Raw genomic sequence first — 14,953 nt, 5'->3', positions numbered from 1 at the left:
GGTTGACGTTGATCAGGCTGATGGAGCGTTGAGAAGCCGGAGTTCCTGCAGGATTGCCGGCAATGCAGCGATCCCCTCGTACAGCGCCTCATCCCGCGCGATACTCAGCATCCCCTGAGCCTTCGAGCTTATTTCACGATCGGGCCACATCTGTGCCCAGAGGTCTCCGGCCGTCACAAGAGCCGCAAGCAGACGCGAGCGTGGGCTCAGCGGTGACGACGGCTCGGTTGCCCGCGCGATCATGACCCGGTCGGCGGCCGGTATCGCCACGTCGTTTCGCGCCACCCATGCGTTGAGTTCGGCGCGACTCGCGCGGGCCGCGGTCATGCCGTCCACGGTGAGGAACAGTGCCCCGGGACGCGCCACCTGCCGGTCGAGAACGCCCAAGCCCATCAGCCGCTCCTCCATGTCGATCCGGATGGCGAGCAGCGTCTTCCGCACGGTACGCGGAGCGCCCGCATCGCTGAGCTGCTCCCAGACCGAGATCAGGAGCGGGTCGGTGGGTGTGAGTGCGGTGACCGAGATCTCCGGACGCGAGTCATCCATTCCCATGAGAGCTTTGCGGGGATCTGTTGTGTGCGTGGCGACCGCGGTCGCGTGCCCGGCCGCGATCAGCTCGACGAGTGCCGCCGCCTGCGGTGCCCGCACGGGCGACGGTGCTGTGGCGTCCCACCTCGGGCGATGTGCCGTGAGCCCTGTCGTCAGGTCGAATCGTGCGAGGTATACCTCGTCGGCGAGGGTCAGTTCCACGGGTTTCCTTGTCGGATGCGTCATTCGCCCGCGGTGAGCGCGCGGGTCGACTCGAGCGCTGCTTCGATGACGTAGCGGACGGCGTCCGGGTATCGCTCGCTCGTTCGGGGAGCGGAGACTGCTGGCTGTGGCGGAGCACTAACGGTCTGGCGCCAGATGTCGAGGAGGATCGCCGCCCGGTCATCGGTCGCGAGAAGGTCCGCCGGGCGCGACCGGAGGTGCTCTTCCGCCGCGCGGCGGGCGTCAGCGTCGACCACTTCCAGATAGGCGGTGGGCTGGCCAGAGCGCCCGTGGGCGACAACCAAGCCCCGCCCCGCAAGCGAGACTGCCGTGGCCGAGGAGACCGAGGCCGCGGTCCTGGTAATGCAGGCCACCGCCTTCCACGGCTTGTCGCGGGCGACGAAGGCCTCCAGCAGGACGTCGAGCGGAGCGATGCCCGTGGGAGTCGGGTCGGTCACACGAATCTTGCGATCCCACGCATTGGTCGACGTCGACGGCGGGTCGACGGGACCCAGCCGGCCCGCGAGCGCCAGGTCGATGACCGCTGCCGCGCCGATCTCCCAGAATCCCCAGGCAATGGAGTCCGACGGGCCGCGGCGGGGCGCCGGCAGCGCGAGCTGCAGCTCTTCGGGAAGGCTCAGCGGCGGGACTGCGATGGACGGTGTCGTCACGGTGTGATCTCCGTCTCGTTGGCGGCCGCGGCACGATCGGCACGGTCGCGCGCCCTGAGGTAACGGGCGGTCGCCGCGCGGGAACGACGGATGCTCGAGCGTTCCTTCCGTGCGTCGGCCGACTCGACCCGGGCCGCGACCCGCGCCGCCCAGGACCGTGCGGCGCTGACGCGGTAGCGACTGAGGATGCTGCGCCAGCGGCTGACGCTCCCCCCGGCGATGTCGACGGCGGCGAGAACCTCGGTCCACACGCGGTCCGTCTCCTCCTTGTCGATCTCCCGGCCGGAGAACACGGCGGCGTCGGCGGACTGGGCGATGCCGCGCAGCGGCGCTCCCTCCACCTGCTTCTCGAGATCGGCGGCGACGTGGATGCGCGTGGTGCGCTGGGGTGCCGTGTATCCGAGCTCCGAGTAGCGATCCACGAGCTCGTCCCACGCTCCCGCGACGGACATGTCGCCCGAGGCATCCGCCCGGCGTCGACGCATGCGCCGCACCTTGAGCGCTCCGACGACGATCATCGGGCCAAAGATGAGAATGAGCGGAATCAGGATGCCCCCGGCTACGCCGTAGGCCCAGCCCGGAATGAGCGCGTTCTTCTTCTTTTTCTTGTCATCGCTCTTGTCGATCTGCACCGGAGTGACGAGATCGTCCTGCGTAACCTCGGAGCGCGGCGGCTGGCGCACTTGCGGCTGCGGCTCCGACTGCGGCTTCGGCACCTGTGCCTGCGGGACGTCGGTCTGCTTCGGCGTCGGGTAGAACGGCACCCAGCCGACGCCCTCGAACGCGACCTCCACCCAGGCGGTGACGTCACGGCCGGTGACCGCGACGGGGGCCGTGCCCTCGGCCGGAACGGTGGGCGCGAAGCCCATGACGATGCGCACGGGGTAGTCGAGACTGCGGGCCATCAGCGCGAACAGCGACGTGTACTGTTCCTCGTCACCGACCATCTGCGGGCCGGTCACCATCGAGTACATGCGGTCGGCACCTTCGCCGGCGAGGGACGGTGCCTGGTCGGACGCGGAACCATGGCTGAGGTAGCCGGTGGTCACGAGGTACTGCTCGAGCGCCCGCAGCTTCTCGACCGGGGTGGTCGCCGAGCTCGTCACTTCGATGGCCTTGGCGACAACGGCGTCCGGGGTTCCCGTGACGGAGGACGGAGCGAATGACGCGATGGATGTGCCCTTGAGGCTCTCGTCCGTCGGAACCGACTGCAGCTCTGCCTTCAGCGAGTACTCGCTGCCCTTGGCGAGACCGCTGGTGAGGACCGCGGTGCCGGTGGCATCGTTGTAGCGCAAATCCTCGTCTTCCGACCCGTTGGTGCTCGCGCCCACGGTGATCGACGAGGGATATCCCTCGGATGGAACCCACACGTCGGAGTAGCCGTCAACCTTTACGTCGACGGATGCCTTCGCCACGCTGGTGAGCAGGTCGGGCGCGGGAATGTGCTGGCCTACGAGACGGAAGCTGCCCGAGGCATCCGACGACTCCTCCGACCCGGCGACACCCCAGATCTCTCCGTCGTAGGTGTCCATGGTTGCCAGGCGAATGCGCTCCCCCTCCTGCATGCCATTGACCGTGAACAGGGTCGTGTCGACGAGGTCCTTGGTGTACTTGCGGTAGCCGGCGAGCGGTGCCGGGTACTTGAGCGGCTCGAACGGGGGCTGCACCTGGTCGCGCAGCACAAACCGGTCGGCGGCCGGGGGTGCGACCGTGGATCCGACGATCGCGCCGACGACGACGGCCGCGGCAATGACGATCCCCGCACCGATGATCTTGCGACGCAGGACGGTGCCGGTTCCGCCGACGGCGAGACCGGCGGCGTCGCGTCGGCGCCAGCCCAGCCAGACAAGAGCGATCGCGGCGAAGGCGATGCCACGCAGGGCGGCAAAGTAGGGCTGCTCGGTTCCGAGCAGGATGCCTGCCAGGTAGATGACGACGGGTCCGATGAGCAGGATGCCCGCACGCCAGGCGGTGCGCGGACGCGTGGGAAGCCAGCGCGCGGCCAGGGTGACGGCGACGAGCGAGATGAGCCAGCCGGTGACGTACGGAACCGCGGTCACGTAGTCGGGCAGCGCGACCGGTGCCCGGAGGGTGAGGATGTCGGCCCACCCGTAAGCGGCACCGATTGTGAGGCTGGAGAGGGAGTTCAGGCTCGGCAGGAACCCAAACAGTGCCTGGCTGGACAGCGCGAACGCCGACCCAAACAGGTAGTACGCGATGATGCCGACGCCCACGGTGAGGAGGGCTCCGAACCCGAGGCGGTAGGACAGCAGTGCGGCGAACGCGCCGACGAGCAGACCGCCGATGCCCGCGAGAAGGTAGACCGGGGAGTCGAAGGCCGTGCCGAAACCGAACATCGCGATGATTCCGAGGCCGAGGATGACCGCGGTGTCGATCCAGGTTCGGCGCGCGATGGGGTGCATCTCGGCCGCGATGGCCGCCGCTGACGGGGTGCGGGCGGACGTGGCATCCGTCGTCATGTCGCTCTCCTGACAAGGCGGGGAAGATCGTCGAGCGATCCGATGGTGGCGACGCGGAGTCGGTTGATGGACGACAGGCGCGGCGTGCCGCCCTGTTCGACGCGGAAGCCGACGGTTTGGGTGTCCTGGCCGAAGAGCGCCTCGACCGAGCGGAAGTCGCTGACGGGGAACAGCGATCCGGCAACTACCATGACGACGCTGGGCGCGGGGAGGCGGCGTGTGGCCGAGCGGGCGAAGTCGCGCGTGGAGGCGAATGGCGTGGTGAGCGCCTCGATGCGGCAGCTGTCGTCGAGCAGCGAGCTGACGGTGCGGGCGCGAAGCTCGCGGTCCTCGGTGAGGACGTTGATGGTGGTGCCGTCGCGGATCACCTGCACGCCGAGCGAGGCGAGCACGGATACCGCAAGCTCGAACTCGTCGTCGGACGCGTAGTAGCTGCGCTCGGAAGAAAACAGCAGAACCAGCTGCGAGCGACGGGTCTCCTCGAACTGGCGAACCATCAGCTGACCGGTGCGTGCGGAGGTGCGCCAGTGCACGTACCGGCGGTCGTCGCCGGGCTCGTAGGCACGCAGAGCGTGGAAGGCGATGTCGTTGTTGCTGATGGTCTTCGTGACCTGACCCTCGAGGTCCCGCACGAGGCCCGCGGCCGACGGCGCGAGCGGCGTCGTGATCGGGTGCACGAACAGCTCGACGGACTCGGCGAGCGTCACCGTGCGGCGAAGCAGCCCCAGCTGGTCACCCCGCACGGAGATCGCGGGTCCGGCGACGATGACAGCCCGACGGTTGGTCGGCACCGCGAAGAGTTCCTCGTGCACGACCTTGGAGTCCAGCGGCGGCACGATGAACTCGGCCGAGCCTGCTCCCACCGGGAGTTCGACCCGGGATGCCCCGGAGCGCTGGTCCCTCGTATTGGTAACGAGAAGACGTCCCAGCGCACGATCGCCCGCGACCACCCGCAGCGGGTTCAGCTCGATCTCGACCGAATACGTGGACCGGCCGAAGATGAACGCCAGCGCGACGAGAAGCGCCGCGGCGAGGGTCACCCCCAGATAGACAAACTCCTGCCACCCGAGGCTCCAGCCGATGACACACGTCACGACGGCAGCGCCCAGCACGAGCCATCCAACTCCGCTGATAACGGAGAGAACCGGCCCGACGGTGGTCACCACCCGGCGGGATGCGAGCGAGAGAAGTTTGCGAATCATGCTGCGGCGATCACGCGGCCCGGTAGGCGGGCGGCTCCGCATCGATGAGGATGCGGGTGACGATGTCTTCCGCCTTGACACCGGCGAAGTCCGACTCCGGGTCGATGATGAGGCGGTGGGCAAGTACGGGCACGGCGAGGTCGCGCACGTCGTCGGGGGTGACGTAGGTGCGACCGGAGGCGATGGCCCAGGTCTTCACCGCACGGGAGAGCGCCATGGCACCACGCATGGAGGCACCGAGCACGACGTCCTTGTTGTTGCGGGTGGCGGTGATAAGGGTGCTGATGTACTCCATGATCGAGCGGTCGACGAAGACCTCGGAGGCCAGCTGCGACATCGTAGTCACGGTTTCCGACGTGACGATGGGCGTGATCTTGGCGGCACGAGCGCGGTTGCCGGAGTCCAGCAGCAGGGCGACGGCGGTCGCGTGGTCGGGGTATCCGAGCGATGTCTTGATGAGGAAGCGGTCGAGCTGTGCTTCGGGCAGAGAGTAGGTACCCGCCTGCTCAATCGGGTTCTGCGTGGCAATCACCATGAACGGCGAGCCAACGGCGTGGCCGACGCCATCCACCGTGACGACGCCCTCTTCCATGACCTCGAGCAGCGCGCTCTGGGTCTTGGGGCTCGCGCGGTTGATCTCGTCCGCGAGCACGATCGACGCGAAGATCGGGCCCTTGTGGAACTCGAAGATGCCCTTGCCCTGGTCGTAGATCGTCACACCGGTGACGTCCGACGGGAGGAGGTCGGGGGTGAACTGGATGCGGGAGTTCGTGCCGTCGAGGGTGTTGGCGATCGCCTTTGCGAGAACCGTCTTTCCCGTTCCCGGGAAATCCTCCAGCAGCACGTGTCCGTCAGACAGCAGCGCCGTCACAACGAGACGGATGACCTCGTCCTTGCCGAGGATTGCCTGTCCAACGTTGCCGACAAGCTTGTTGAAGGCGTCCGCGAACCAGGTCGCCTGCTCTTGAGTTACGGGCATTGCGTTTCCTCTTTCTGGGGTTGAAGTCTGAGAGCCATTAACGCTGTGGAAGGTTGAGCCATGTGTCGCGCCCGACCGGGTCGGTGTAGAAGGTCCCGTTCGGTCCCACCAGCTTGACGCGGACAGAGTTTCCGGCACCCGGGTCGGCTACAAAGCCACCGGTGCGGCCGTCGTTACCGGAGACGGACCCGGTGCTCTGCGACGTCCAGGTCACCGCACCGCTGCTGTTGAGCAGCTGCAGGAAGGCCTGGTTGGTGCCCGACGGTGCATCGTGAATGGTGAAGATTGCCTGGCGGCATACCTTCTTTGCAGATGCGTCCTGACAGACGTAGGTTTCCGCTGACACCGCGGTGATAGATCCACCCGGCGGAGTTGGTGGCGGAACATCTTCCGGGGTGACCGAGTTCGACGTGATCGCAGCGCCAGTAGAGCCGTTGTCCACGGCCCGCACTGAGAAGCTCGTCGCGGAACCGAACTTGCCGGTGTACGAGGCGCTGTGTTCGAGGCCCTGCGACTTCCACCCCTCACCGTTCACATTGATCTCGTATCGATCGATGTCGCCGGTGGTCGCTGCGTTCCCCCACTTCAGCGTGACGGTCTTGTCGCCCTTGGCGCCTGCCGTAGCGGTGGCGCTGGCGACCTGGCCTGGGGTCGGCGTCACGGATGACCCGCTTGCCTTTCCTGCGCCAGCGAGCCCAGTAGGTCCGACAGCAACGACCGTGACGGTGTACGACGAGCCGACGGTGCGGGTGGATGACGCGGACAGCGAGGTGGTCTCACCAGTCGTTCCGTCACTCAGCGTCCACTTGTAATGGTCGACATCGCGTCCATTTCCGCTGGCCGCTCCCCAACTCATGGAGACAACTCCGCTGCCGTTCGTCGCAGAAGAAATGGAAACGGACGACGGTGCCGATGGAGCACCAAACGGACGCGCCGCCGCACTGGCTTCGGACACCGTACTCACCCCGAGCATGTTGCTCGCCGTGATGCGGAAGTTGTAGTTCGTTCCGTTGGTCAGGCCGTCGATCGTTGCCGTCGACTCGTTGGGACCGAAAGTCTTCGATCCGCCGTTCCAGGTCAGAACGTACTCGAGGATCGGTTCACCGTTGGTTGTCGGTGGTTGCCAGCTCACGCTGACTGCCGTGTCCTGCTCCGAGACAATCGCGGGAGCCGCGGGCTGATCGGGGATATCCCGAACGGTCAGCGTATAGATCGCCTTCACCCGGCGCGCAGGATCCTTGGTCGCGTCTTCAATCGTGTAGATCACATGGAAGTTACCCACAGCCGTCGGAGAGATAGTGACCTGACCGTCCGGCGTCCACGACATTGTCGCCGACGGCTCCTGCAGTGCCGCGTCGAGAACGACGAGCGGCTTGTCGGGGAACGGATCGAAGTCGTTCGCAAGGACATTGACGGTGGATGTCACGTTCCGCTGTCCCTTCGCAGCATCGTCCACCGCGTTGGGAAGCGGACGGGTCGACGACACCGTGGTGATCGTCACCGTGCCGGGAACCGAGAATGCCTTGTACTTGATGACAAAGCTCACGGTCGTCTTGACGCCGGGCTGCGTGCCGAAGGGGGCGGAAGCGGTGAGGACCGACCCGTTGAGGGTCGCGACGATGCCACCGGTCGCTGCCGTCAGGCCCGAGTAGGTGAAGGTCGGGATGAGCTTCTTGTTGGGGTGGGTCGTCGAGTCGCGCAGGTCGGTAGCCACCGCGGTTTCGCCGGACTGCACCTTGATGTCGAGCTTGGTGAAGGAGGGCGCAACGTCCTCGAAGTTCGGGTCGCCGACGGTGATGGGCAGCTGAAGGATTGCCTTGGCGCCCAGAGGGTCGGTCGCAGACGTGCCATCGGTGGCCTCGAAGGTGATGCTGCCCTGGCCGCGGAAGTCCTTCTTCGGCGTGAAACGGATGGTGTCCTTGTCGACGTACGCGAGGGTGCCGTTGCCGTTGGTGGCGACGACACTGCCCTTGTTCACGATGATCGGAGGCTTGCCCGACGGCACCGTGACGATGTCCTTGAGGTTCCAGTCACGCGTACCGTTCATCGGCACGATCTGCTTGGGCAAGCCGATCTTGATATACGGCGGAGCCGCGGGCTTGGGTGTGTTCGTCGTCGTCGACGTGGTGGGAACGGGCGGTGCCACGAGCGGGGGGACGACGATGAATGCGGTGCCACTCAGCGTCGGGTCATCCGGATCCGTCACCTGATACGCAACCGCGTACCGGGTGGACTTTGGGGTGACCGTGACGGTGCCATCCTGCTGGCTGACCGTCGCGTTTCCCTTGTTGGGGCCGACGCTCGTGATGAGCAGGTCTGAGTCGAGACCGGACGGGTTGTTGATGAGCTTCTGCACGTCGACCACGACCGGGTCCGTGCCCTTGATCTCGGTGTCGAGCACGTAGTAGTCGGTCGCCGTGGGCGGAACGATCCGCGCGTTCTTGGTGACCTTGACCTGAACGAACGCGGTGGCCGAGCCGCCGTGGCCGTTGGAGATCTGGTAGCGCAGCACGTAGCCGCCCTCGGTCTCGGGCGCGGTCACGATGACCTTCTCGCCGTCAACGGACGCGTCGAGCACGGAGTCCACGTCGAGCAGCTTCGGTTCGAGTGAGATGCCGAACCCGTTCGGGTCGGAGTCATTGAGCAGCACCTGCACCGAGGCGGTCTTGCCCGGGCGCATCTCGATCGCGTCGTTGACGGCGTTGGGCTGGGCGTTCAGGTCACCGCGGGGAATGATGCCGACCACGATGCTTCCGGTGGCCTTCGCGCCATAGGTGTCCTGGACCTCGTAGCTGAACGTGTCGGTTCCTGCCACACCCTCGAACGCCTCGTAGACGAACCAGGTCGCGCCCCTGGAAGAGATGCGGCCCTGCTGCGGGTTCACGGTGATGCCATTGAGGGCGACCGAGTCACCATCGGGGTCAATGCCGTCCAACGGGATGTCGATGCGCACCGTCGAGCCCGAGAACGTGCGGGCGGTCTGCGTTGTCGCCGTCGGCGGACGGTTGGTTGCCGCGTCGGGCGCCGTCACGACGAAGGTGACAGTCGCCGTGGCCGACTCACCGAACTGGTCGTCGACGCGGTAGACGACCGAGTACTCCCCCGCCTTTGCGGGTGCCTGGTACCGCACCGTGTCGCCGTTCACGAAGGCGAGCCCTCCGCCGGCGTTCGACACATCAGACAGCGTGTTGTTGAGGATCAGGCGTTCCTGGTCCGGGTGGTAGTCGTTCTTCAGCACGGAGACGCTGGCGATATCTCCCGCGCGCACGGTCTGGCGGTCATCCGTCGCCACCGGGGGCTGCCTCTTGAGCAGCGGCGGAACCGGAACGATGGTGACACCAGCGGTCGCTGTGCTGTGCCCGTCACTGACGGTATACGTGAACTGGGTCTGTTCGGTCAACGCCGAGGATGCGGTGACGCGGATGACCGTGTTGTTGAGAAGCTCGACCGTGACGGCGTCGCTGGTGTTCTCGGTGTCAACGGATTGCACCGAGAGCACCTTGCCGGTCGGTGAAACGTCGTTGTCGAGAACCTTGACAGTGGTGGCCTCGTCGCTGCGGAGGTACCCGACGTCTTTCACCGCGATGGGCGGGAGATCTTCTGTGGGGTCGGGCAGGACGTCCACGCGGATGAGTCCGTTGCCGGTCGGCGTTCCGGCGGCCACGGCGTACTTCAGGTACATCGGACCCACGAGGGTCGAGCTGACCGCAACGGTGCCCGCGTCGAGGTTTGGCGTGACGGTCGCGGTGGGCGGAGCGTCATCCACTGCCAACAGGCGCAGCGGCGCACCCGACGGAGAGAGGTCGTTTGCCAGCGGCTCGACCACGACGGTCTGACCGGCGAAGACCGAGATGAAGTCGGGGGTGGCGACCGGCGTCATCGAGCCGTCGGCCTTGACGTCGACGGTGAACTCGCCGGTGGCGTTGAGCGTTCCGTCGGAGACGATGAAGGACACGGTCTTCTTGCCGAGCACTCCGGCCTTGTCCTGGAAGGTGATGAAGCCGTCCGGGGTGTAGCGCACGTCGTCGGCGCTGGTCGCGGAGGCGGCCTTGAGGAGCAGGTCGTCGCCGTCCGGGTCGATCCAGTCGCTCAGCACGTTGTACGCGATGGAGTGGCCAGCCTCGACGCTGGTTGCGCCGTCGCGGTTGGAGACGGGAGCGTTGTTCTGCTCGAGCGGAACGATGCGGAGGTTGACCGACGCCTCGGTGACACCGCCGGAACGGCCATCGCTGACGGTATAGCGGAAGGATGTTCCGCCGGAGACGGACTGCCCCGGGGTGAACTGCAGAGCCCTGCCTCCGTCGATCGCGTCGATGTGGCCAATGTTCTCGGGGATGGCGGTGAAGTCGGTGATGACAAGCACGTCGCCGTCGGGGTCGGTGTCGTTGTCGAGCACCGGCAGAATCGTGGTGCGTCCCGGGCGCACGCCAAAGTCATCGTTGCGCGCGATCGGCGGACGGTTGACGTCGGTGCGGGTGGCGAGGGTCTCCTCGAAGGACTGCTGCGAGGACTTCTCGGTGCCCTTCTCCGGGGTGTTCTCCTGAGGAGGGGTGATCTCCTGCCAGTTGTTGATCAGGCGGAGGGAGGACTGCAGCACCCAGGTGTTGCCGTTCACCAGGTTGTTCAGGGCGACAACGTGACCGTTGACGCGGAACTCGAGCGCGTAGCCCCGGGTCGGCTCTGTGATGTCGATGGTGCGGGCCTTCGCGCCCGTGCACGCCTCGAGGTAGCGCTGGCCGCCTGCCCAGGCGGCGTGGGCACAGCCATCGAGCCAGACGGGTGCGGAGACATCCGTGGCCGCGGTGACAGGCGCGATGTCCGCCGAAATCTTGGTGACGTCGCCGCCATCCAGCGGTACTTCCAGCAACGAGTCGGCGCCCGCGACCAGGGCGAAGTCGTTCTTCGCGCTCGACTGCTGGAGCCGGATGCCGTCGGAACCGAGGGCGATGTTCGTGCCGTCCTCGGTGATGAGCACGTCCTTCTCGGCGTCGAGAATGACGGGCTTCGATCCGACGACGGCGAGCTGGTGCACGGCCGGGATCTTCAGCGAGACGGAGGTCGACTTGAATCCGGCGCCCTCGATCTCGTACAGCTTGGACTTCTTGGGCGAGGTGGCGTAGACAACGCCATCAAGCCCGACGGTGGCGTGTGCCCCGACGCCGAGGGTGAGGGCCGGTTTGGCCGTGGTGGGGTCAAAGTTCAGCTCGTTCGCGACATCCACTACCCACAACTTGCCGTCGGCGGGGTCGAGGACGGTTAGGGTCGTGGCGCCCAACGCGATCTCTGCACCGGCAGGCACGAGTGCTTTTTGCACGAGGGTGACCCGGGACTGATCGATACGCTCGAGCGTGTTCTGCGACAGGTCGTGCAAAAAGACGTTTTTGCCGTCCTGCACAACGTCGATGGACTGGCTGACGGTCGTGACACCGGCGGTGAGTTCTTCGATCTGGCGGTTCAGACGACCGGCGAGAGACAGTGTGTTGTTCGTTACCCACACGTCGCGGGTGTTCAGCTCGACGTCAGAGGTCGGAAAACCCTCGTGCAGAACCGCAACGGTCACCGGAATTCCGGCCGCGATCGCGATCACTACCGCGGACGCAATCGCGCGCCGCCCACGCCCCCACGAGCTGAAGATGCTCACTTAGCCCCGCCCGCGTCAGCATTGAGTTCTTAACAGTTCTTTCTCGATCACCGTAACACGATGTGTCGTATTCGAGACAGCCGCTTCTGCCCGCGAATGGGTGGCTACACCCGATCGTTACTTTTGCGGGTCGCACATCTCCAGCGGAACGGCGGAGGTCTTGCCCGACCGCAAGATCGAGACGGACACACAGACACGTGCCCCGGCACTGGGCCGCTGCACCGTGACCTGAGCCTCCTGCACGGGAGTCTGCACGCCCGGCTGCTCCGAGTACGACCAGCGGTAGGTATCGCCGTCCACCGGTGACGGGTTCTTCCAGACGAACGTGGCGCTCAGCCCATCGGCGCTTGGCATGACCGACAGGTAGTCGGGAGTCGGTACCGGGCTGTCCACGACGGCGCTCTGGCCGGGTGCATTGGCGGGAGCCGTCGCGGCGGGCGGCTGGCGGGTGGTGGAGGGGCCGGACAGGGCGACGGATGTCCCAACCACGCCACCCACGACCACGAGGGCTGCGACCGCCCCGATGATCCAGCGCCGGCGTGTCTTCGAGGGCGCGGTGGACGCCGCGTCGGCGGCCGGGGTCTCCGTTGCTGTCGGCGACGACCCGTCCAGCGATGATGGCGTTGCGAGACTTCCGGTGTCGGCGGCGCCGGTTGCCGGAGAACCGGAGGTGGTCCGGGGGCGAACCACCGTGGCATCCACCACCCGCGGTCCCCGCACGATGGTTTCTTCGAGGCCCGATTGCGTGCCGCCGGCGGAGGACGGCGCGACCGGCGGCGCGATGATGCGCACCGCGCGCACGAGTGTCTCGTCGTCGCCGACGCTGGGGGTGGAGCGGGGAGCCTGCGCCGCGATGGTGGCGACGGGGCGAACGCGGGTCTCCTCGTCGCTGGCCTGCGTGTCATCGGCGCCGCGCTGCTCGACAACGAGGTTCGGCACCTCGATGGAAGTGGCCGAGTACCCGAGCTCGAGCTCGATGCGCTGCAGCGCGCGGGCGAAGTCGACCGCGGTCGCGTAACGCTCCTCGCGACGGGTCGCCATGCCCTTCTGCAGCACCGCAACGAGCGACCGGGGCACGTCATCGCGGCCGATGGGCGTGATGACGCCGCGTTCGATGCGCCCGATGAGATCCAGGGCGCCGTTCGACCGACCCGGGATTTCGAACGGTGTACGACCGGCGAGAAGCGTATGGATGGTGGCGGCGAGCGAGAAGACATCCGAGCGCACGTCGGGCTGCGGGTGGGTCTCGAACATCTCCGGCGGCGACCACGGCACGCTCATTCCCACCGACTGCCCCATGGTCGAGCTGTCGCTCTCGCGCAGTTCGGCGACCGTCGGCTGATGGCCAGGCAGCTCGTCCTCGAGGGACGAGCTGATGCCGAAGTCGGTGAGCGCCGGCCAGCCGAACTGGTTCGACAGCACGTTGGCGGGCTTGATATCGCGGTGGAGGATGCCGGCGGAGTGCGCGGTCGCGATGGCACTGGACAGCCGAACGCCCGTGCGCAGGGCGTCCGCAACGCTGAAGACCTCGGACTTGTAGCGATCGGCGAGACTCGGGCCCGAGCAGTACTCCATGACGAAATAGGGGCGATCGCCGGATGCCACATCTGCGTGGAAAATCGTGACGATATACGGATGCGCCGACAGCTGCGCCATCAGGTTGGCCTCGTCGACGAACGCCTTGCGCGCCTCGGTGTCGAGGCCGTCGGTCAGCAGGACCTTGACCGCGACCTGGCGTCGGGGCAGCAGCTGGTCATAGAGGAAGACGTCGGAGAACCCACCGGTGCCGAGCGGCTTCACATATTCCAGACCCGGAATCTGGGGAGGAGTGGATGGCGCGCGGCTCATGCGTCGTGCCGAAGGGTGAACGAAATTCCGCCGCCGAGGTCAATGACCGTGCCCACCAGGATCGCCGTGGGCTCGCCCTGCCGCAGCAGCTGCGGGGACTTGCCCGGGAGCACGATCGACGTGCCGTTGCGTGAGTGCAGGTCAGTGACGACGACGGTGTCTCCCTCGAGAGCGATCTGGGCGTGGCTGCGGGAGATGTCCTGGTTGCCCGCGATTGTGAGCAGCCGCGGAACCTGACCGCTGGAAACCTTGCTGACGCTCGGCGCCCGGCCGATCAGGACCGGCTGAGTCAGGGGTTCGCGGGTGCCTGAGGCAGATTCGAGGTACAGGGTCGCCTGTTCGGGCACCCGGGGCGCGTCATCCGCCCCTCCCCCCGTCGCCGTGCCTGACCCGGCGCCTTTGGCGGAACGCAGGGCTGCGAGGTCGGCGCTCATGATGGTGAAACCGTCGTGGTCGCCCTCGGGCTCCGCCGTTTCGGCGTCGACGACGGGCAGCACGTCGGTGGCGGGCTCCGCGACGGGACGGGACGGAACGCTGTCCGTCGACCGCACGATCGTCGCGTCGAGCAGGTGCTCAATGTCGTCGTCGGGCTCCGCGGTTCCCTCGGGATCGGCGGGCTCGCCTGGCTGGTCATCCGGGGCAGCCGCGGCATCGGCGTCTGCACCAGCAGCGTCGTCAGCGTCAGCGGCGTCGGCGCCTGCCGGGTCGGTCGGACGCTCACCCACCGGCGGCAACGTGATGCGCATCGACGTCTCTTCGACGACATCGGACGCATCGGAGAACGTCGCCGCGGGCACGGGGGCCGCCGCGGGCGGAGGCGTGACGGCAGGCGCGGCCGGGGTCTGCGCGGCCGAGGTGGTCGCGGCCGAGGCCGGCGCGACAGGAGCGGCGCGAACCTCGGAGATGGCCGGCGCGGGAAGCGACGCGTCGAAGCTCGCCGTGGCGGACGACGCCCACACTGCACCAGCGCGCAACGGCAGAGCCGTTCCGGCGGCAGAAGCCGTTTCGGAGGTGGTGACCACGAGCCCGGTCGCGGCCTCGATCGTGGTTTCGCGCCAGGTCGACACCCCACGCGCGTCGATGCGGTTGCTGACGCGGGTGGACTCGACGTCGACGAGAAGATCCCCGCGCACGAGAACCTGCACGGACGAGTCGACCGGCGACCAGATGGCGAGGGCGAAGTGGGGCGTCGACTCGAGCCCGGCACTCGTCAGGCGGCCGAGGACCGACTGCACCGGGTCATCCGCCCCCAATGCGTCCCAGACGTCGCTGATCGATCCGGTGGTCGTCGTGGCCGGTGCGCGGAAGAACAGCACGCGGTTCTCCGTCGCGACAAGCAGGAAGTCGCCGCCCGCGGCGGGTACGTAGGAGATCATGCGGTC

8 protein-coding genes are annotated in these 14,953 nt (G+C 67.0%); all 8 read right to left on the bottom strand.

Features of this window, described 5'->3' with window-relative positions; all coding sequences use genetic code 11:
- Positions 1–12: 12 nt before the first annotated feature.
- The 8 genes from HB677_RS11010 to HB677_RS10975 all read right to left on the bottom strand — a co-directional run bounded on the left by HB677_RS11010 (position 13) and on the right by HB677_RS10975 (position 14,947).
- Positions 13–750, bottom strand: coding sequence for a GPP34 family phosphoprotein (locus HB677_RS11010; protein ID WP_213815758.1), 738 nt, complete (start codon positions 748–750; stop codon positions 13–15).
- Between the two features lie 20 nt (positions 751–770).
- Positions 771–1,421 (bottom strand): GPP34 family phosphoprotein, encoded by a 651-nt coding sequence (locus HB677_RS11005; RefSeq protein ID WP_213815757.1) that lies wholly within the window; start codon positions 1,419–1,421, stop codon positions 771–773.
- Positions 1,418–3,901, bottom strand: a complete 2,484-nt coding sequence (locus HB677_RS11000) for a transglutaminase family protein (RefSeq protein ID WP_213815756.1) — start codon at positions 3,899–3,901, stop codon at positions 1,418–1,420. The genes HB677_RS11005 and HB677_RS11000 overlap by 4 nt, the downstream gene beginning before the upstream one ends.
- A complete protein-coding gene (locus HB677_RS10995) occupies positions 3,898–5,103 on the bottom strand; it encodes a DUF58 domain-containing protein (protein ID WP_213815755.1) in 1,206 nt (401 codons plus the stop codon). The genes HB677_RS11000 and HB677_RS10995 overlap by 4 nt, the downstream gene beginning before the upstream one ends.
- A 10-nt stretch (positions 5,104–5,113) precedes the next feature.
- Positions 5,114–6,082 (bottom strand): MoxR family ATPase, encoded by a 969-nt coding sequence (locus HB677_RS10990; protein WP_213815754.1) that lies wholly within the window; start codon positions 6,080–6,082, stop codon positions 5,114–5,116.
- Between the two features lie 37 nt (positions 6,083–6,119).
- Positions 6,120–11,723 carry an Ig-like domain-containing protein gene (locus HB677_RS10985; RefSeq protein ID WP_213815753.1) on the bottom strand — a complete coding sequence of 1,868 codons (5,604 nt, stop codon included), beginning with the start codon at positions 11,721–11,723 and terminating at the stop codon, positions 6,120–6,122.
- 117 nt (positions 11,724–11,840) lie between these two features.
- Positions 11,841–13,571, bottom strand: a complete 1,731-nt coding sequence (locus HB677_RS10980) for a serine/threonine-protein kinase (RefSeq protein ID WP_213815752.1) — start codon at positions 13,569–13,571, stop codon at positions 11,841–11,843.
- Positions 13,568–14,947 (bottom strand): FHA domain-containing protein, encoded by a 1,380-nt coding sequence (locus tag HB677_RS10975; RefSeq protein ID WP_213815751.1) that lies wholly within the window; start codon positions 14,945–14,947, stop codon positions 13,568–13,570. Before HB677_RS10975 ends, HB677_RS10980 begins: the two co-directional genes overlap by 4 nt.
- Between the last annotated feature and the right edge of the window lie 6 nt (positions 14,948–14,953).

The sequence above is a fragment of the Glaciihabitans sp. dw_435 genome (assembly GCF_018449675.1).
In the GTDB taxonomy this organism is placed as follows: Bacteria; Actinomycetota; Actinomycetes; order Actinomycetales; family Microbacteriaceae; genus Glaciihabitans.
Note: the sequence above shows the minus strand (reverse complement) of the source record. Positions and strands in the feature narration are given on the sequence as shown.